The sequence below is a fragment of the Neorhizobium tomejilense genome, assembly GCF_964254135.1.
Classification (GTDB): Bacteria; Pseudomonadota; Alphaproteobacteria; order Rhizobiales; family Rhizobiaceae; genus Neorhizobium; species Neorhizobium tomejilense.
Map to the genome: position 1 here is coordinate 1,500,545 of NZ_CAXUSO020000002.1, position 19,835 is coordinate 1,520,379.

The window sequence follows — 19,835 nt, forward strand, 5'->3', positions numbered from 1 at the left end:
AGCCGGAAGTGACGATAGTGTCCTCGGGGAGGAAAATTACAATGAATGATCAGGAAGCCGCTCCGGCCGGTCCACTGGCAGGCGTCCTCGTCGTCGACCTGACGCGGGTGATGGCCGGCCCCTATGCGACAATGATCCTGAGTGATCTCGGAGCTCGCGTGATCAAGGTCGAAGATCCGGACGGAGGCGACGATTCTCGCGGCTTCGGGCCGATCCACGGGCACACGTCCACCTACTTCGCCTCGGTCAACCGCGGCAAACAGTCGATTGCTCTTAACCTGAAATCCGAGGCGGACCGAAAGATTCTGTTCGACCTTCTCGCGGGTGCCGACGTGCTTGTCGAAAACTTCCGCCCCGGCGTCATGGACCGGTTAGGCATGAGTACCCGACTACTGAGCGAGCGGTTCCCGCGCCTGATCTACGCTTCGCTTTCCGGATTCGGTCAGACCGGGCCGTACCGCGACCGTGCGGCCTATGACATCGTCGTCCAGGCGATGGGCGGCATGATGAGCGTCACCGGCTTTCCCGATGGACCGCCGGCCCGCATCGGCACGTCGATTGGCGACATAGGTGCCGGTGTCTTCACCGCGCTCGGCATCTGTGGCGCACTTTTCAGCCGGCAGAACTCTGGAAAAGGTTGCACGATAGACGTCGGCATGCTCGATTGTCAGATCGCCCTGCACGAGAACGCGATTACCCGGCATGTGGCGACCGGCGAGATACCGGGGCCGATGGGCAGCAAGCATCCGCTGATCGCGCCGTTCCAGGCTTTTCAGACCGCAGATGCCTGGATCGTGATCGCCGCCGGCAACGACACGCTTTTTGCCCGCTTCGTCCATGCCATAGGCCGGCCGGATCTGTCCGAAAACCCGCTGTTCAACGGCCGGTTGATGCGGCAACGGCATCATCAGGCCCTCGAAATCGAAGTCGAAATCACGCTTGCCCATAAAACCGCGGCGGACTGGTTGTCGTTGCTGCAGGAGGCGGGCATCCCCTGCGGTCCGATCAACACCGTCGCCGACCTGATAAATGATCCGCAGCTTCGGGCGCGCAACATGTTGTGCAGCACTCGCAATAAAGCCGGCGAGTTGTTCACGGTCGTCGGCAATCCGATGAAGTTCTCGGCATTCGCGGATACGGCCGAACGCCAGCCCGTTCCGGAGCTTGACCAGGACCGTGCGGACATCCTCGCGGAACTATACTCGCGGGAGGCTGACCAGAACGATCAGCCTCCCGCGAGTATGCCGCGAACCTGAGTTACTTCGGGAGCGTGTCAGCCCAGTCCGCGATCGCGTCGGCGGTCTCGACCGGCTTTTCTGCGGGCAATGCATGGCTCGCATTCGGGATGACGGCTACAGTCACTCTATCACCGAACTCATCCTTGGCCTCCAACCGCGAGCTTTCGGGTCGAAAAGGGTCCGCCCCGGCCTGCAGATCAAGCAACGGTGCCTTCCCCGCTGCCCACCAGTCGGCCTGGTTGGTGAGCTTGCGGGCCTCGCGCTGAGACTTCGTCACATCCTGGTGCCAGCCTTCCAGCCACTCAGTGGGGTCGTTGCCTTCGGCAAAGAAAGCCAGACGCAATCCGGCCAGTTTCTGTTCGCGCGAGGATGCCGGATCATTGATCATGGTAATGGCATCGGAGAGTTCCTGCGGCCACTTCTTTGCGCCGCCGGCAACAAGAACAACGCCCCGCGCCATCTCGGGGTAGTCCGACGCAATCGTCTTTGCGATCCATTGCCCATAGGCGTGGCCAGCAACCACAGCGCGGCCACCTTCCGCCTTGATCACCGCAGCGAAGTCGCGTGCGAAATCGTGGAACGTCACATCGTTCATGGGGCCGCGCGAGCCGCCGATGCCGCGGGGTTCGGGAAGCGCTACCCTGTAGCCGCGCTTGGCCAGCCGGTCGGCCAATGGCCCAAACTCTGACGTACCACGGCCGGTCGATGCAATGATCACGACGAGCGGACCGTCGCCACGTACCGAATAGGAAATCGTGGCGTTACCGTTGACGACAGTTTTTTCTTCGGCGGCCAATGCAGCCAGATTGCCGCTGAAGACGAATGAACCCGCCATGCAGGCGGCCAGTGCAAACTTTCCAATATTCATGGTGCTCCTCCCGTTGACACGCCCTCAGGCGTCAATAAAGCAATAACATGCTTTATTGATTTATCCAATGCGGCAAGCGCACTATCAGGATGGTAGGAGCACCGAAAAGATCGCTATTTGATCAGTTTCATGTCAATACGCACCATATCGCCGCGGTAAAGGCCGTTGGCGACCAGCAGCAGAGCCCCGTCCTCGTTGACCGCCAGTCTCTGGACCTTGGCGATCGGCTCGGCCAGCCCGATGTCAAGCAAAGTGGCGGTCTCGAGATCAGCGGAATCGATCGTCAATATTTGTCGGGCGTCGACCACTCTGTACCCGGGCAGTTCCGACACTAGCCGCATGGCGGTGGTCTTCGAAAAGTTCTCTTCCGGGATGAGACCCCGCAGCCGCTCGTCAACGAAAACGTCAGCGACAAGAAAAGGCACGCCACCGCGACTGTGAAGGCGGCGGAGATGGCGATAAGCGGGGACGACTTTACCGACATCGAACCCGGACTGGTCGAGGCTCTGATTGGCCACGTCGGAAAGAATTTTGATGTCAGCGTCTAAGCGGGACATCAAGAGCCCGTTCCAATCCGTCTGCACCTCGCACCATAGATCACGGCGAGGTTTCTGGCGCACGAATGTACCCTTGGCGCGAAACCGTTCGATCAGACCTTCCTTCTCGAGAATATCGAGCGCCTGACGAATGGTCATACCGGCAACGCCACATTCTCTTGCCAGCATCTCGACCGTGGGAATCTGGGATCCGACCGGCCATGTCCCGTTTTCCACCCACTTCCGGAACAGGGATGCAAGCTGTATGTAGCGAGCAACGGAACTTTTGTCTAAGGCGGTTGCGGTCTGAGATCTCGAGGTGGCTTCGGACATGTTATCTTTCCTCATACCGATCAAGGTCGGTGACGTCCGGCGTTTCCGTTCCGGGTGAAGTTCAAGCTCATCATATAGAGTTTTGATTTTTTGTCGAAAAGCCTCTTTCGCCTGAATGCCCCTCAGAATATTTGCGCGATGGACTCCTCAACCACAAGACGTTCCACCGCCTGGACAAGATCGGCGACGTAGCGCTCGGTGACGGCGGCCGAGTGCGGCGTCAAAAGGACATTTGCAAGCGTCATGAACCTCCGATCCGGATTTGGCTCATTTTCGAAAACATCGAGCGCGGCTCCCGCTATCTCCCCCCGTGAGAGCGTTCCGATAAGTGCTTCCTCATCGACAACGGAGCCCCGTGAGATATTCACAAGGTAGCCTCGTGGTCCCAAAGCGGAGAGAACCGGCGAGCCTACCAGATGGCGGGTCTCCGGCCCGCCCGGGCATGTGAGCACCAAGAAATCCGACCATTCGGCAAGCCTCACCACGTCCGGCTGGAATTCCCAGATCCTCGCCGGACGTGGGTGGCGCGCGCTGTACGCGATCTTGCAGCCGAGAGCTTCCAGCCTCGCGGCCACCAGCGAACCGATCCGCCCCAAGCCGACAATCCCGACGCGGCTGCCGGCAAGCCGCGGGGTTGGCGTGAAACGCCTCCCGGACCAGTCTCCGGAACGGACGAAACGATCCGCAGCCATGAGGTTGCGTGCAAGCGCCAGTGTTAGCGCCACCCCCATCTCGGCCGCGTCGGAAATGACAACCTCGGCGGTGTCCCTGAGCTTGATGCCTCGCGCTGCCAAAATATCGAAATCATATCTGTCCCGCCCGGCGCCGCAGCTGATGATCGTTTTCAGTGCCGGCAGGCGGTCGAGATCCGCCTGATCCACGCCGCGCATCGCGCTGGTCACCAGCAGGCGGAGCTGCTGAAGGACCTCTGCGGACTGCTCTTCCAGCCCCGGCATAGGAACAACATTTCCAAGCGTATGCAGCAGGTCCCTTACCGCCGGCTGGACCTGATCATAGACGCCAATGGTCAAGGAGTGGCTCATCTTATCGACTCTTGCGCGCTGCCGCTTACGGCGCTCGGTTTTCGGAGCGTTCGCGCGACATCGCCGCGAGAATTTCCTCACGGCGCGCACGCGCTACCTCGTCGATTTGCTGGTAGAGGCTATTGCCTTGAGAATCGATGCCGACTGTCAGGGGTCCGAGCCTTTTCACCTTGAGCCGGACGATGCGGTAATGGGACACGAGTTCCGGCCATGCGACCCCGAGGACCTCCTCCACCGCATCCGTGAGGATCGGCGCCCCGCCGCCCTGGAAGGACACATAGATCCCTCCGGTTTCAGCGAGCGCCGCAGCACTTTCGGGAGCTAGGCCGCCTTTGCCACCCGTTAGTAACAGCTTATGGGCGCGGATCAGTTGCGGCATCAGCGGATCGAAGCGCGTGCTGGTGGTCGGGTTGAGATAATGCAGATGCCAGCCGCCCTCCTTCTCTTCGAGCGAAGCGCCGAGATGGAAGATGCATCCGTCCTGCAGGACGACAGGTGGCTCGATCCCCTCCCGGGCTTCGCGTTCAAGCCGCTGATAGGTGGGCAGCCCGGCGCTCGAAACGATCTCTCCGGTCAGGTAGACGCGGTCACCGACACGAAGATGGAAAAGGTCCTCAGGCCGGACAGGAAGGGTCAGTTCGTAATCGCGGCTCATTCGACCCACTCCACCAGGCCGCCGGGATGGATGCGCACCCGCGACCGGCGGTTGATCCAGCAGTTGAAGGCGACCGCGACCGGCGTGAACCCGTGGCCGGAACACCATTCGACATGGACGCCGAGCGTGGTCGTGTCGCCGCCTGTTCCCATCGGCCCGTAACCGAGCGCATTAATGGCCCTCGTCAGTCGGCCTTCGAGCGCGGCCACTTCCGGCTCGGGATGCGGCTGGCCGAGCGGTCGCAGCGTCGCCTCCTTGGCCATCTTAGCTGCATAGTCAAATGTGCCGCCGATACCGACGCCGATCGCGACGGGAGGGCAATGCTGGCCGCCCGCCTTGATCGCCACGTCCAGCACATAGGCCTCGATTTCCTCGATGGACGGAAAGGTGAACAGTTCGAGCGCCGCCCAGCGGCCCGAGCCGAGCGCCTTGGGCGAACAGATGATCTCGACCCAGTCTGCGCCGCTCACCTGGTCGAATGTGACGATCGGCATGCCCTTGCCGGTGAGCGATCGCTCCCGCGTCAGCGGATTGGTGACATGCGGCAGGAAAGGCGGATCGACCGTCGCTACCAGCGCCTCGTAGCCCGCCTTCAACGACGCCTTGAAATCGGCGCGGATCGGGCTCTCGGTCCCCAGCTTGACGAAATAGACCGGGATGCCGTTATCGGAACAGACATAGGTATTACGTTCGGCGGCGAGTTCGGCGCTCCGCAACTGCATTGCCAACGTCTTGCGCGCCACTTCCACCTTTTCTCGCTCCATCGCTCCCCGGATCGTCCGTATCGTGTCGTCTGGCACACGGCGAACGGCACGATCCAGGAGTTCACCGCCGAGCTTCTGGATCAGGGCATCATCCGACATTGCTGGCAGTCCTTTCCAACGGCTCCGTGAGGGGACGCATCAGTTCGAAAATCGGCCCCAGGCCCGCATAATCCATGTAGCCGAGGCGCGACAACGGCCGGATCAGCGAGAGATCCACCCTGCCCTCGCGAACAACAGCATCGTCGACATGGATGCCGACGACCTCTCCAAAGATCACCATCGATCGCACGTCGCCGCCTTCGGCGGTCTTCAGTTCGACGATCTCCGACAGCCGGCATTCGAGCGATACCGGCGACTCCGCCACCCGCGGGGCATGGATGAGATTTTTCGCTGGCTCGGCCGTCAGGCCGATCCGCTCAAACTCGTCCACATCCGGCCCAAAGCTGAAACAGCTGTCGTTCAGTTCCGAAACCAGCGCCTCCGTCGCCATGTTGACGACGAACTCGCCGGTCTCCTCGATATTGCGCTGAGTATCCTTCCGTCCGGCCGAGGAGAACATCACGAAGGGCGGCGCACCGGAGACCGCGTTGAAAAAGGAATACGGCGCGAGATTGGCTATTCCTGCGGCCGAACGACTGGAAATCCAGGCGATCGGCCGGGGGGACACGAGCGCGTTCCAAGGATTGTGGGCAAAACCGAATTGCCGCGGATCGTCGCTGCGGGGGTCATAGAACATGTCAGGTTACCGGCAGAACACGACCGTGACGCGGAGCGAAACTGAGCACGACTTCGCTCCCGGGCTCAAATCGCCGATCGGGATTGCTCTCCACCTGCATTATCTGCCCCCCGACCTCGACCACGTAATGAAGGACGTTTCCTAGGAAGCTCACCGAGCCAACCCGGCCGGTCAGGTTGTTGGTGTTTTCGTTCGCAGCGGTTTCGCGCGCACTCGCAAGCGAGATATTCTCCGGTCTGACCGACACCGACACCGTATCGCCTCCGCTCTGGTCCTTGTCTGCGCAACAGCGGATGTTGACGCCCCCGCCGACTTCCACCGTGACCGCCTCGGCGGCGCCGCCGAGGCTTTTTCCGCGCAGGATATTGGTATGTCCGATAAACCCGGCGACGAACTCGTTGGCGGGTCGGCAATAGATGTCCTGCGGTGTGCCGAACTGCTGGACTTTGCCCTTGTCGATGACTGCTATGACATCGGACATGGCGAGCGCCTCGCTCTGGTCATGCGTCACATAGACGGCCGTGATCCCCAGTTCCGATTGCAGCCGTTTCAACTCAATGCGCATGCCTTCGCGCAAGGTTGCGTCGAGATTGGAGAGCGGCTCGTCGAGCAGCAGCAGCTTTGGCCGGTGAACGATTGCGCGGGCAAGCGCGATGCGCTGCTGCTGGCCGCCGGAAAGCTGTGTGGCCGAGCGGGCGCCGTAGCCGCCGAGGCCGACGACCTCGAGCGCCGCGTTGACGGCCTTGTCGATCTCGGCGCGGCTGTAGCGGTGTGTCTTCGAGACCTTGAGCGGAAAGGCAACGTTTTCGAACACGGTCATATGCGGCCAGATCGCATAGGACTGGAAGACCATGCCGATATCGCGCCTGTGCATCGGCACGGAAATATCAGCCTTTCCGTCGAATATCGGACGACCATCAAGCAGGATACGCCCTTGGTCGGGTTCTTCCAGGCCCGCGATGCAGCGCAAGGTCGTCGTCTTGCCGCAACCCGACGGGCCGAGCATAGTGAAGAATGTGCCCGGCTCGAGGTCGAAGTCCGCATTCCGAATGCCCCCGGCATATTCGTTGCGGCCTGCGGGGTAAACTTTGCTGATGTTTTCGAGCTTCAACATGGGGTTCTCCTCCCGGTCGGGTGCAGCTACGCCTTATCTTTGGCGACGATATAGAAAACGAAAGAAAGGCAGGTCATCACGGCTGCCCATATGAGGCCGAAGGCCGCAAGTTCTCCTCCTTGGCCGTTGACCCAGAGGTCGTACATGCTGACCGCCACGACCTGGCTGTTCGGACCGGCCAGCAGCGCCGCGACCGCAAGCTCCTTGGTCGCGATCAGGAAGATGAACAGCCAGGCGGAGATCAGTGCCGGCGACAGCAGCGGCGCCATGACCTTGCGCAGCATGGTGATCGGTCCGGCACCGGCCACGCCGGCGGCCTCCTCAAGCTCCTGGTGTATCTGGAGAACGCCTGCATAACTGTAGCGAAGCCCGTATGGCAGGTAACGGACGGTATAGGTCAGGGCCAGCGCCCACAGCGTGCCGTAGAGCGGCAATGGCATCGACAGGAAAATCATCATAAATGCGACCCCCATGACGATGCCGGGAAAGATCAACGGCGCCGTCGCCAGCTGATCGAGCAGGACACCGCCGGGCTTGCGTCTGGCGCTCAACCAGCCGACGAAGAAGGTCAGGACCACGGCGACAGTTGCAGCGATCGCGCCGACAAAAACCGTGTTGAGCGCCAGCTCGCGGTAATGTTCCGAAGCGAGTACCGTCTGGAAGTTCTTGAGCGACATGACCGGCAAGGCGGAGATCCGGATCGCTCGCATGAAGGGCTGTAACGCAAGCCATAACAGCGCCAACAAGGGTAGTAGAAGAAGCAGGACGAAATTGAAAATGACTAACGCCTCTGCGACCCAGCGATAGGGTCCCAGATTGAACGGCCGCGGGCGAAAGCTCTTGCCGGTGATTGAGCTGTACTTGCCGGCATTCTTGGCGAGCTTGCCGTAGAAATACAGAAGGATGCCGACCACGATGAGAAGGATGACCGAATAAGCGCTGGCATATCCAAGGTCCGGCGGGATTGTTTCCTTGATCGACTTGTAGACGTCGGTGGTCAGCACGTTGATGCCGCCCGGTATGCCCACCATGGCCGGCACTTCGAAAGCCTCGATGGCACGGATGAATACGAACAGGGCAAGCGCGAGTATGGCCGGCATCGACATCTTGATCGAGACAGTCCAGATCGTCTGGAAGATGTTGGCACCGCTCATCCGGGCAGCCTCTTCCAAATCGGCATTGGCAACGCGGAAGGTCGCCGACAGCAGCAGGAAAACCAGCGGCGACCAGAGAAATCCCTCGATCAGGATCATCCCGGTCATGGAATAGACGTCGAGCAGCACGTCCCGCTGGCCCGTAAGGGTCCGATAAAGATCGTTCAGCGGTCCCGCACGGCCCAGCAGAAACAGCCATGCTCCGACATAGAGGATATAGGGCGTTCCAAGGGAAATGATCGTGGTGAGATAGGCAAGCGGCTTGAAGCGCATATTGGTGCGCTCGACAAGCCAGGCCTGCACTCCACCGAACACCAGCGCCACGACGGTCGAAAATGCAGCAAAGACGACCGAATTATAGACACTGGTGAAGACCCCGGACGCGGTCAGGAACCTTGTGAAATGAACGATCGTAAAGCCGCCGAAGCTCGCATCCGGACTGGTAACGGAGAGCGAACGCGCGATCAGGATGACGACCGGAGGCACGACGAGGATAGCCAGAACGGCCCCGATGACGATACTCAGCCATAAGGTCGGATTGCGGGTCGTGCGCCGGGTCGAGATCGTTTTCGAAGGGGTGGAATGTACGCTTGTCTGGTGGGTCATAGCCATCCATCGGGCTCCGGCATGTAAAACGCCGGTCCGGTTCGCTGAGGAACAGGAGCCGGTGCAATGTACTGGGTGCGTGCGGAAGCTTGCCCGCCGCAAGCTGCGATCACATGAAGGTCTTGTTCACGACATCGATCCACTTCTTCAGATTTTTATCAATGGTATCCGGCGTAATAAAATTGATCTTGAAGGGCTGCGGACCGGTCGGAAGCAGCTCGGGGTGGCTGACCTTGGCATTGGGATTGGCGGGCAGATAGCCGGCATCGGCGACCGCCTGCTGGCCCTCAGCCGATTCCATGAAGTCGATGAACAGTTTGGCGGCATTCGGATGCGGCGCGTCCTTCACCAGTCCGATCACGCTGGCGCTTGCGATCAGGGGCTCCATACGGATCCACTCCACCGGAGCGCCTTTTTCCTGGCTGATGGGAACGTGATGGTTGAAGATCATCAGCGCGATGGGGGATTCCCCCAGAATCGTGCGGTCGAGCACCGTGCGCTGGCTGGAGGTGATGTTGGTTATTTTCTGGGTGGCGAGCTTCTTGAGATATTCCATCCCCTTTTCTTCGCCCATCGTCATCAGCATCGTGCCGACGAAACCCGCGGCGCCGGTCGGCTCGGGCGTGACCGCCCATGCCATCTGGCCTTTCCACTTCGGGTCGAGCAGATCCTCGAAGGTTTTTGGCGCTTCTTCTTTGGAAACCAGATCCGTGTTATAGGCTGCCGTCAGATAGTAGAAGTTCTCGGCATGCCAATAGCCTTCGGGATCCTTGGCCTCTGCCGGAAGGCTGGCGGCGGAATCCGGTATGTAAGGGGCGACCATTCCGGCTGCCTTGATCGAAGAATAACTGCCGGTACCATCGAACACGTCGCCGACACGATTGCCGGCCTGCCCTTCGTTGATCACCTTGAGCGCCACGTCACCACTGTTGCCGCGCGAATACTCGACCTTGATGCCTGGGTACCTGGCCTCGAAGGCGGCGGCGATGGGCCGAACGGCCTGATCAACGATCATCGTTGTATACCAGACGACCTTGCCTTCCTTCTTGGCGGCCTCGATGAGTTGGTTACTCGCGGCATTGGCCACACTGCTCCACAACAGGGCACCGGCAAGACCCGTAAACAGCATTGTTCTTCTGCTGGGCATACTCTTTCCTCCTCAAGCGTGTGCGATGGCTCCTCCAGTCGCACAGTTATAAAAGCTATAAACCATGTTTATGATTTATACAAGCTGAGACACCCTCATGCAGCCTGACCGCTGTGGTCTCCCAGAGGCGGCAGGGTGAACACGCCGGCCTCCGAATGCGGCAGTTCGTCGGTCATGCCGTCCGGCAACGGTACGCGATGCGCGTTCAGCGTCATCGCCACCATCGAATAGTATCCCGCTACCGCCGTCAGTTCTACGACACCGACTTCTCCCCAGCGTGCCTGCACCGCCGCATAAGCCGCGTCGGGAACATCGCCCTCGGCTAACAGCAGCCGCACGTATTCGTAAACTGCCGCGGCATCTGCATGATTGGCGAGATCTGGGCGGCGTCCACAGCGGAGATCTTCGATCACGGTCTCCTCCACCCCCGCCCTTCGCGCCTCGTTCGCATGGATGGCGAACTCAGCCAGACTGCTCCAGTGACGTGCAGTCACGAGAATGGCAATTTCCGTCAGCGCAAACGGGATGCTCGTTTCATAGCGAAGCACCTGTCCCAACCTCTGCCAACGGTCGGCCAGGACCGGATTGTGAAGTGCCGCACGTAAGGGCCCGACAAGCGCGCCACGAGGCCCTGAAACGATATCGTTGAAAACGGCAAGCTGATCCTCGGACATTACGTCCGGGGTCGGAAAGCTTATTCTTCCCATACTCATATCTCCTTCTGAAAAATTCCAAGTTCTGCGAGAACGGCCTCCGTATCCGCACCAAGCAAGGGCGGCGCCTTGTTGAAAACGAGCCCGGACCGTTTGAAGCGCAAAGGGGAGACCACCTGGGCAACTTCGCCGACGAGCGGATGCGGCAGCGAGCGCAGCATCTGGCGATGCTTCACCTGCGGTTCCTCGAAAACCATGGGGACGGTATTGATTGGCCCGCAGGGAATCTTTCTTGCGCCGAGGAGGGCAAGCCAGTCGGCAAGGTCACGGCTGAGCAGGCGCTCGGCGATCAGCGGATGCAGGACATCGAGATTGCGAACACGGTCGACATTCTTTGCATAGCGGGGATCGCGCGCCAGTTCCGGCATGTCGAGTGCATCGGCAAAGCGGGCGAACTGTTCGTCATTGCCGACCGCAAGCACCATGTGACCGTCGCGGACCGCGAACACGTCTTGGGGCTGGATGTTCGGGTGCTTGTTACCGCGCCGTTGCGGAGCCTTGCCTGAAACCAGATAATTCATCGCCTGGTTGGCCAGCATAGCGGTCGCGACATCGAGCATGGCCAGATCGATATAATCGCCCTTGCCGCTGGTGTTGCGCTCCGAGAGCGCTGCCAGCACAGATATCGCGGCATACATCCCAGTCATGATGTCGATAATCGGAATGCCGACCTTCTGTGGGCCGCCGCCCTCCTCGCCGTCGGGCGCGCCGGTGACGCTCATCAGCCCGCCCATGCCCTGGATCATGAAATCGTAAGCGGCATCTTCAGCCATTGGACCATCCTGGCCGAAGCCGGTGATCGAGCAGTAGATCAGCCGAGGATTAATCTCCCGCAGTTGAGCCTCGCCAAGTCCGTAACGATCCAGCGTCCCGACCTTGAAATTCTCGAGCACGATGTCCGAGCGCTTCGCGAGTTCGCGAACAACATTCTGGCCTTCCGGCGAGGCAAGGTCGAGTTCGACGGAACGCTTGCCCCGATTGACCGAAAGATAGTAGCCGGATTCGGCGGTCGGATTGCCATTGGCATCGGCCAGATAAGGCGGGCCCCAGCGACGCGTATCGTCACCCTCACCCTTCCGTTCGACCTTGATGACCTCCGCACCAAGGTCGGCGAGGATCTGTCCCGCCCATGGGCCGGCCATGATACGGCTGAGATCCAGAACGCGGATATTCGAAAGCGGACCTGCCATCGTCAAGCCTTTCCAAACGTGAAAACGGCCTGCTGCGCGGCGACCTCTGGAACGGATGCCGGCCCATCGTCAACAACGGCGGTCGAAGCGAAAGACGGGCACGCCTCCAACATCTCGAACCAGGCGGCCAGCCTTGGGAACGCTTGCTTCCAGCCAGTCCCCGGCCAACGGAACTCAAGCTGGCCAAGCGCGCAGAAGACTGCCACCTGGCCGAGCCCGAGGGTCGTTGCCGAAAGCTCTGCCGCTTCCGTTTCCAGGCGCGCCATCGTGGCGCGCACCTTCGTCTCGAAGGCGTCGCAGATGACCGGGTCGGCCCTGTCTCCACGCACGCGCTCGATGCGCCAGAGCAGCAGGATATCGATCAGCCCGTCACCGAGCGCTTCCCAGCGCAACTGGCGGAGCCGAACCGGCGCATCCTCCGGCACCAGCATCCCTGCCCGTTCCGTCAGATAGGCGCAGATGACCCGACTGTCGAACAGCGCCTCGCCGTTCTCCGTCACCAGGACGGGGATCTTGCCAAGTGGATTGTCCGCAAGGACCGAGGGATTGGGCTCCGCGGCCATCGCCACGGCCGAGCGAACCCGCACGACCTGATCGACCAGGCCCGTCTCGTTCAGAACGATCATCACCTTTCGCACGAAGGGCGAACGGGGTGACCAATGCAACTTCATCATGAAAGGCCCCTAAGAAAACTGCTCATAACGGCGTTGAAGGCGTCCGGCCGTTCGAAGCAGGGCACATGACCTGCGTCCGGAACAGATTCGAAACGGCCGTTCGGGATCATCCCGGACAGGTTGCGCATGGTCTCCGGCAGGTTGCCGTCCCTTTCGCCCGCCACCAGCAGTACCGGACAGGCTATAGACCCGAGACCGGCGCTGACATCGAAGTCGGACAGGGCTTGCGCGCAGGCGATGAAGCCCTCCATCGGGGTGGCGGCGATCATCGCTTCCAGCCGGTCGACGACGGGCGACTGCGGGTTCGCCAGCCAGCGAGCGGCGGTACCCTTGGCAAACGCAGCGATCCCGCCCCTGCGCATTACGGCGATCCGCTCCTGCCATTGCTCGCGACCGCCCGACGCCGTCTTGGCCTGGCCGTCAACCAGCATGAGGCCTGTAAAGCGGGCCGGCGCCTGCGCGACTGCGGCAAGTCCCGTCGGAACCCCGATCGACAGCCCGACATAGGCGGCGCGATCGATGCCAATGCAGTCGAGTAGTTCAACGACATCGCCGCCAAGCACGCGGAAATCAACAGGCCGGGTTGGAATTGCGGAGCCACCGTGGCCACGCTGATCGTAGCGAAGTACGTTAAAACGACCTTCCAAGGCGACGACCTGCGCATCCCAGATCGAAAGATCTGTGGCAAGCGAGTTCGAGAACACAACCCAAGGAGCGGAGCGATCAGCGACCGTCAGGCGGACGGTAAGCTCCTGGCCATCGCTCAATTCCACCTGTTGAAGTGCGGCGCTGTCCCACTTTTTTCTCCCATCGGTAGAATCGTCCGCCATCGTCATTCCTGTAAACTTTTCAATCTTGTCACCGTTCACAATAAGCTAGTCTTATGACTTTTCGAAAGCAAGCTGTTTGTGCAGGACCCTGCCGCACAGGCCTTGCATCCAGGGTCCCGAACAAGAGCGGTGCGAAATCGTACGAGGTCTTTATGAACCAAAGACAGCGAAGTTTTTGTAATACAGCGTCTTTCGTGCGACTCTTCGGTCAGCCCGAGGGAGACAACTATGTCTGAAATGGTGCTGGCAATACTTTCCAATATTCGGACAGTTGAAGCCATGGTCGCCGCGTTCCGGGACGAGGAGCATTGCCGCCATTTGCCGGAAGGCATGGTATGGCGGGATGGCAGGGTCTGCCCCGCCTGTGGTTATAAACGCTCGATCTGCTGGCCGCGATATGGGCAAGCGCCGCGCGCGGCCGGGTCTCTATCAATGCTCCGGCGGTGATTGCCGGTTCCAGTTCACGGTGAGAACGCACTCGCCCCTGCACGCCACGAAACTTCCCTTGCGCGTAAGCGTTGCCATATGTGCATCGACGTCGGCATTCTCCGCCCGGAGCGAGGCATGGATACTCTCGGTCATCTCGAATCCGCTATAACCGGCGGCAGAGGCGCTGCCGCATCGCAGCCTGACATCGTCAACAGCGTACGCCCGGGCTCGACCGAATTGGCCGGTCGGGAAGCATCCCTTTTACCGTTTCGGCAGCCTCGCTAAATATCTTGGCACCGAAGGCCTCGAAAACCGGTCCGTGCTGACGCCGGTGCAACAGGAAGTTTATGACGTTGCACGTGGGAAGCAGCTTCCTTTGTGGAAAGCGGACGGCCCACCACTTTTTTCGCATCCACCACCCGCTAGCGGCATGTCTTGGATGGGGCGCCCCACCTTCGCCGATATCGGGCGTGACGGCGGCGATGGCGAGCAAAAGGCGCTCACGCTCCGGCAATAGTCCTCGTGCGGACATGCCGAGATCGAGAACCTTCGCGTATCCGCCGACCAGATGCTCGCCGCGCCTGGCGATGATCAAAATATGCGCAAAGCCGGCTCAGCCTGGCGCGGCTCTCGTACTGCGTGCGTGGGTTGGGGCTCGCGATCCGCGCCAATGAGATCCCCCGAACACGCATGCCGTTGCAAGGCGTCCGGAGAACCACTGGTCGATCACCTGATCAATCTCAAACAGCCGGCACTAATGATCGAGGCCCGCTCGGCTGTCGATCATCGTGGTTGTTCCTTCTTTTTGGTTTGGGATCAAAACATAGTGTTTTGGTTGGCTGCTTCGGCGGGAACAGGCTGCGAGACGTCCCAATGCTCGGCAATGTGTCCGTCTTTCACACGGAAGATGTCCATGATGGCCAGACCTCCGGTGCCGTCCTCTTTGCCCCCTGCATGAACATGCAGCCAGACGAGATCGCCTTGGGCCGCACTGCGTATGATGCGGCCGCTGGCGTGGGGGGTTGCTGCCAGAAGGCCGGTAGCGAACTTCACAAACCCCGCCTTGCCGGTCGCCACCCTCGGGTTGTGCTGAATGTAGTCATCGGCCACGATTTCGCTTGCGCCTGCCACGTCATGCTCATTGAAGACCTGGTTGTAGAAATGGATAACCAACTCGCGGTTCGCTTCCTCAGCCGTGAGATCGCGTGAAGCCGTTTGGGCCAGAGCTGGGGCAGCCGCAGCGAGGGTCACCGCAACGGTTGCAGCGGCAAGCAGTTTGATTGGATCGAACATGAGTTCTCCTTTTGGTTTGACGTCAGTAGCCAACGGTGAAGGGCTGGCGGATGTGCTTTGGGTCTTCGATCTCGTCTGCCATGGCCACGGCGTAGTTCTCTAACGAGTTGCAGGAGCGAACTCGCCGCGCAGGAGCTGGCCCGTCCTTGCTGAGCTGGAATTTGCCGGTGCGTACGATCCACCGAACACGTATGCCATTGCAAAGCGTCCGAAGAAGCACCGGTCGATCACGAAGGTGTCGACTTCTGCTCGCGGAAAATCTGATCGATCTCAAACAGTCGGAACCAATGATCGACTGGCACGGCTCTGACCGCCGGCCAAGCCTCCGCTCAGTTCCCATTCAAGGCTTTCACGACCGATTTGAAGAGATCAACCCGCTTGGGAGGACTGTTGTAGCCGGCAATAACCATAACGGTGCGTGTTTGACGATCGACATAGACACTTTGGCCGCCTACGCCCTGAGCGGCGAAGCCGTCTAGTCCGGGAACCGCCCACCAGAAATAGAAATAGTTCTTTTCCGGAAAGCTGGTACTGGTCGATTCATTCACCCAAGCGGGCGGTACGATCTGCTTGCCGTTGGCCTTGCCGTCGTCAAGCATAATCTGGCCCAACCGCGCAAAGTCGCGTAGCGTTGCTGCAAATCCCGCACCATACCATTCATGCTGGCGTCCGCGTGGCCCTTGCATGATCCAATATCCCGGCGCCTCCATGCCCGCCGGCTGCCAGATCGCCTCGGTCATAAGCTGCGCAATGCTCTTTCCTGTCGCGGCCACTATGACCTTTCCGGCGAGCTCCGTCTCGAGCGTCGAGTAGTTGAACTTCGCCCCTGGATTGGCGACCGGCTTTAGTTCGCGCGCGACATCTTCGTAGTACGACTTTTCTGTGTTGGTGGACGCATCACGAACGCCATCAAGGAAGCTTCCGGGAGAATAGTCTTCCACCCAGGACGTGCCCGTCCGCATTGTTAGAAGGTTACGCAGTGTCACCTTATCGTAGGCGGTTCCTTTGAGATCCGGCAAATATTTGACCACCGGATCGTCGACATGGATCTTCCCCTGTTCCTGCACAATGCCGAACAGCATGGAAGTCCAGGACTTCGACATCGAGAATCCAATGTAGCGGCTGCTTTCACTGCCGCCGTTGCGGTGTACTTCCCGCACGATCTTCCCGTCTCGCATCACAACAATGCCGTTGATGCGCAAATCCTGCAGCGCCGCAAGCAATGTCGTCTCTTTTCCCTCGATTTGGACCGGCGTGTCGTCCGGCAGCTTCAGTGTGGACGATGGCAAGGCCCATTTATTCGGTCCCGGTTCGACGGAACGCGTGTCGAAAAGTTCGTCAAGGTGACGGTAGGTCAGCAAGTTGAACGTGTCGCTGGTCTTGTTACGTCTCGCCTCCACAAGCGCAGGATCGAGCGGCTCCGCCAAGGCCGTAATCGAGCCCGCCGACAGTGCAATTGCCACACCGAGAATTGCGAATCTGGATAGAGAGAACCCGGTTGTCATTTCATTTCCTCCCAGCGATTGTCCAATGCGTTGCAGAAAATTCCAGACATAAAAGTCTATAGATTAGCTTATTAGCACATTACGTTGCACCCGCAGAATTGCAAGTCAAATTTTGCGCGCGATAGGCCCCACGTGCGGCGGCGTGCGGTCAGCAACCCAGGCACAGTATGAACACACCGGCGCGGCATCTTTGTCGTTGCGGAGCAGACAATGACCATCGGAACGACAGCCGAATTGCAGCACATGCCGCTCATCCTTACCCGGCCCACCAATGTCCATCGTCGGGCGATCGAGATTAAGTGATATGCAGCCCCTCAGTCGCGGCGGCCGCCCCCTGGGAACCGCCGCGTCCGTTAGCAATCAGTTCTTCAACTGATCAGCCCAGTCGGCGATCGCGTCGGCGACCTCGGCCGGTTTCTCGGCGGGTAACGCGTGGCTTGCCCCCTCGACCACCTTGACGGTTACGCGCTCGCCCAACTCGTCCTTCAGCTCCTGCCGCGACGATGCAGGCCGGAAGGGGTCGGAGCCCCCTTCAAGGTCGAGCATCGGAGCCGTTCCGCCTGCCCACCAGTCTGCCTGGTTCGTCAGCTTCATCGCCGCCCTCTGGCCTTGGGTGACGTCGGCATGCCACCCCTCAAGCCAAGGTGTCGGATCATTGCCTTCCGCGAAGAAAGCGAGTCGCAAGCCTCCTAGGCGTTGTTCACGGGTGGAGGCTGGGTCATTGATCATGACGATTGCATCGCTAAGTTCCTTCGGCCATTTCCTCGCCCCGGCTGCCACCAGCACCACACCGCGCGTCAGATCTGGATGGTCGGATGCGATGGTGCGGGCGATCCAGTTGCCGTACGCATGGCCCGCCACGATTGCCTGTCCACCCTCCTTGCGAATGACGGCTGCATAATCATCGGCGAAGTCATGGAAAGACACCGCCTCCATTGGCCCCTTGCTTGCGCCGATGCCCCGCGGATCCACCCATAGCCCGCGATAGCCACGGGCAGCCAATCGCTCCGCAAGCGCGCCGAACTCTTCAGTCCCCCGGCCCTGCGAGGGAATAAACAGGATAAGCGGCCCGTCTCCTTGCGTGCGATAGCTGATGGTGGCTTTGCCGTTCGTCACGGATTTGATGACCGCCTCCTCCGCATGCGCGGCACTCGCCGCCGAAACGGCCGCAAGGACGAGTGCGATGAGGAGACCTTTTCCCCGGTTCGTCATGTCAGTTCCTCCTTCTTTAGTGGTGAAAGGACATTAAGCTGACCTATTAGCTTTTTCAAGCTAAAGCTGATAGTCTAGCATTTTGACTGATCCGCGCAGCCTGTAGGCCGTGTCGATCCGTTGCAGCGGACTGCAGCAAACTCGTGTGGTGAATTTGTCACCGGCATCGCCAATATTGATGGGTTCAGCACCTGGCTCTCAATGGACTCATGGGTTGGAACATCCAGGTATGCGGAGACACGGAACTCGACGAACTCGATGCCCTTCGGCCTGCCTTGATCCAACGGTCGGTTCAAAGCCGCAGACCGGCAAAGAGGGCATTCACGTCACCCCGCAGGAAGCCGGGACCTTCCGCGTTGGCTACCTCTGCGATCATCCTCTTCAGGTCCTGATCCGCCAGATGCGCCGCCCACCAGACCGGACCGCCGGTCCAGCGCGGAAAGCCGTAGCCATGGATCAGCGCGACATGGATATCCGACGCCCGGCGCGCGACGTCTTCGGCTAGCAGCCGGGCACCTTCGTTCACCATCGCCCCAATGCACCGTGCGCGGATTTCGTCGTCGGTGATGAGGCGGGGACGTATTCCCGCCGACTTTCGCGACGCTTCGAGATAGGCCTCAAGCGCGGTGTCCGCTTTAGCGTGGCCGCTCGCGTAATCATAATAACCTGCTCCCGTCTTGCGAGCGAAGCGGCTCGCCTCGCACAACCGGTCCAGGACGTCGACATATCGCACTGACTGGTCGTACGAAGTTGCCCGCGCCTTGCGCATGCGCCACGCAATGTCGAGCCCAGACAGGTCGGCCACCGCGAAAGGGCCCATCGCCATGCCGAAATCCGTCATGACGAGATCGACTGCCTGCGGCGAAGCCCCGTCCTGGATCAGGAACTCGGCATGACGCCGATAGGCGTTGTAAACGCGGTTCCCGATGAAGCCGTTGGCGTTGCGAGCGATCACGACCTGCTTGCCGAGCCTTTTCGCCAACGCGAGCGCCGTTGCCAGCGTTTGCGCGTCAGATCGAGTGCCTCTGACCACTTCGAGCAGCTTCATGACGTGGGCGGGAGCGAAGAAATGCAGCCCCAGGAAGCGTTCAGGAATGGGAAGAGCCTCGGCCATCTCATCGATGTCGAGATAGGACGTGTTCGTCGCAACGATCGCTTCGGGAGCGATGATAGCGCCGAGATGGCCGAGCAGCTCCCGTTTAACCGCGATATCCTCGAATACGGCTTCGATGACCAAATCCGCGCCAGCAGCATCGGACAGGTTTACCGACGCCGTCAGTGCGGCGGCTTGGCGGGCGGCCGCGGCGTCGTCAATGCGCCCGCGCCTGAGATCGTCGCTGCGCAGTCCCGCGACCCGCCCCACGCCGGTCGTGAGTGCGTCCCCGCTCCGCTCAAGGAGGATCACTTGATAGCCGCTCGAAAGAAGCGCGTGCGCAATCGCGGCGCCCATGGTTCCGCCACCGACGACGCCCACGCAGCCAATCGGCAACGCAACGGCACCGGTGCTTTCCGAGCGGCTCGCATCCCGCTCGGCAAAGAAGACATGGCGAAGCGCGAAGGCTTCAGGCGACATACGGATGTCCTGGAAAGCAGCCCGCTCTTCCGCCAAGGTCTGCCGGAAGGGTTTTTCCGCGGCACACAGGACTAGCTCCGCTGCCTTGACGGCCGCTGGTCTGCGTCGCGCACGGGCGACGATGTTGTCGCGCACCACGCGCGCCTCGCCGCCATCGAAATCCGGTACCGGCATCTCAGCGACGCGGCGTTTGCCGGAACAGCGACGAAGCACCGCCATCGT

Annotated in this window: 18 protein-coding genes and 1 pseudogene; 2 read left to right on the forward strand and 17 right to left on the reverse strand. The window is 60.5% G+C overall.

Going from position 1 to position 19,835, the window contains the following annotated elements:
• Positions 1-41: 41 nt before the first annotated feature.
• Positions 42-1,256 carry a CaiB/BaiF CoA transferase family protein gene (locus tag ACSQ3G_RS29835; protein ID WP_436112876.1) on the forward strand — a complete coding sequence of 405 codons (1,215 nt, stop codon included), beginning with the start codon at positions 42-44 and terminating at the stop codon, positions 1,254-1,256.
• A 1-nt stretch (position 1,257) separates the two neighbouring features.
• Here the strand turns inward: ACSQ3G_RS29835 and ACSQ3G_RS29840 are convergent, their stop codons facing one another.
• From ACSQ3G_RS29840 to ACSQ3G_RS29900, 13 genes are all read right to left on the reverse strand, one after another.
• Positions 1,258-2,106: an alpha/beta fold hydrolase gene (locus ACSQ3G_RS29840; protein ID WP_436112877.1), complete on the reverse strand. Its 849-nt coding sequence runs from the start codon at positions 2,104-2,106 to the stop codon at positions 1,258-1,260.
• 113 nt (positions 2,107-2,219) lie between these two features.
• A complete protein-coding gene (locus ACSQ3G_RS29845) occupies positions 2,220-2,975 on the reverse strand; it encodes a GntR family transcriptional regulator (protein WP_436112878.1) in 756 nt (251 codons plus the stop codon).
• Positions 2,976-3,097: 122 nt separating this feature from the next.
• A complete protein-coding gene (locus ACSQ3G_RS29850; RefSeq protein WP_436113235.1) occupies positions 3,098-4,018 on the reverse strand; it encodes an NAD(P)-dependent oxidoreductase in 921 nt (306 codons plus the stop codon).
• Between the two features lie 25 nt (positions 4,019-4,043).
• On the reverse strand, positions 4,044-4,673 hold the full coding sequence (locus ACSQ3G_RS29855; RefSeq protein ID WP_436112879.1) for a fumarate hydratase C-terminal domain-containing protein: 630 nt from the start codon (positions 4,671-4,673) through the stop codon (positions 4,044-4,046).
• On the reverse strand, positions 4,670-5,536 hold the full coding sequence (locus tag ACSQ3G_RS29860; protein WP_436112880.1) for a fumarate hydratase: 867 nt from the start codon (positions 5,534-5,536) through the stop codon (positions 4,670-4,672). Before ACSQ3G_RS29860 ends, ACSQ3G_RS29855 begins: the two co-directional genes overlap by 4 nt.
• On the reverse strand, positions 5,526-6,173 hold the full coding sequence (locus ACSQ3G_RS29865) for a flavin reductase family protein (protein ID WP_436112881.1): 648 nt from the start codon (positions 6,171-6,173) through the stop codon (positions 5,526-5,528). The genes ACSQ3G_RS29860 and ACSQ3G_RS29865 overlap by 11 nt, the downstream gene beginning before the upstream one ends.
• Before the next feature lies 1 nt (position 6,174).
• Positions 6,175-7,287, reverse strand: coding sequence for an ABC transporter ATP-binding protein (locus tag ACSQ3G_RS29870; RefSeq protein ID WP_436112882.1), 1,113 nt, complete (start codon positions 7,285-7,287; stop codon positions 6,175-6,177).
• 26 nt (positions 7,288-7,313) lie between these two features.
• A complete protein-coding gene (locus tag ACSQ3G_RS29875; RefSeq protein ID WP_436112883.1) occupies positions 7,314-9,053 on the reverse strand; it encodes an ABC transporter permease in 1,740 nt (579 codons plus the stop codon).
• Between the two features lie 103 nt (positions 9,054-9,156).
• A complete protein-coding gene (locus ACSQ3G_RS29880) occupies positions 9,157-10,176 on the reverse strand; it encodes an ABC transporter substrate-binding protein (protein ID WP_436112884.1) in 1,020 nt (339 codons plus the stop codon).
• Positions 10,177-10,289: 113 nt separating this feature from the next.
• On the reverse strand, positions 10,290-10,901 hold the full coding sequence (locus ACSQ3G_RS29885) for a carboxymuconolactone decarboxylase family protein (protein WP_436112885.1): 612 nt from the start codon (positions 10,899-10,901) through the stop codon (positions 10,290-10,292).
• A 2-nt stretch (positions 10,902-10,903) separates the two neighbouring features.
• Positions 10,904-12,097 (reverse strand): CaiB/BaiF CoA transferase family protein, encoded by a 1,194-nt coding sequence (locus tag ACSQ3G_RS29890; protein ID WP_436112886.1) that lies wholly within the window; start codon positions 12,095-12,097, stop codon positions 10,904-10,906.
• Positions 12,098-12,099: 2 nt separating this feature from the next.
• On the reverse strand, positions 12,100-12,771 hold the full coding sequence (locus tag ACSQ3G_RS29895) for a glutathione S-transferase family protein (protein ID WP_436112887.1): 672 nt from the start codon (positions 12,769-12,771) through the stop codon (positions 12,100-12,102).
• Positions 12,768-13,601, reverse strand: coding sequence for an alpha/beta fold hydrolase (locus ACSQ3G_RS29900; RefSeq protein WP_436112888.1), 834 nt, complete (start codon positions 13,599-13,601; stop codon positions 12,768-12,770). Before ACSQ3G_RS29900 ends, ACSQ3G_RS29895 begins: the two co-directional genes overlap by 4 nt.
• A gap of 228 nt (positions 13,602-13,829) precedes the next feature.
• Between ACSQ3G_RS29900 and ACSQ3G_RS29905 the strand changes: the two are divergent.
• Positions 13,830-14,115, forward strand: a pseudogene (locus tag ACSQ3G_RS29905) (transposase); the annotation flags it as partial.
• A gap of 731 nt (positions 14,116-14,846) precedes the next feature.
• Here the strand turns inward: ACSQ3G_RS29905 and ACSQ3G_RS29910 are convergent.
• From ACSQ3G_RS29910 to ACSQ3G_RS29925, 4 genes are all read right to left on the reverse strand, one after another.
• Positions 14,847-15,323 (reverse strand): nuclear transport factor 2 family protein, encoded by a 477-nt coding sequence (locus ACSQ3G_RS29910; protein WP_436112889.1) that lies wholly within the window; start codon positions 15,321-15,323, stop codon positions 14,847-14,849.
• 329 nt (positions 15,324-15,652) lie between these two features.
• A complete protein-coding gene (locus ACSQ3G_RS29915) occupies positions 15,653-16,828 on the reverse strand; it encodes a serine hydrolase domain-containing protein (protein WP_436112890.1) in 1,176 nt (391 codons plus the stop codon).
• A 360-nt stretch (positions 16,829-17,188) separates the two neighbouring features.
• Positions 17,189-18,040, reverse strand: a complete 852-nt coding sequence (locus ACSQ3G_RS29920) for an alpha/beta fold hydrolase (protein WP_436112891.1) — start codon at positions 18,038-18,040, stop codon at positions 17,189-17,191.
• A 292-nt stretch (positions 18,041-18,332) separates the two neighbouring features.
• Positions 18,333-19,832, reverse strand: a complete 1,500-nt coding sequence (locus tag ACSQ3G_RS29925) for a 3-hydroxyacyl-CoA dehydrogenase family protein (RefSeq protein ID WP_436112892.1) — start codon at positions 19,830-19,832, stop codon at positions 18,333-18,335.
• Positions 19,833-19,835 lie beyond the last annotated feature (3 nt).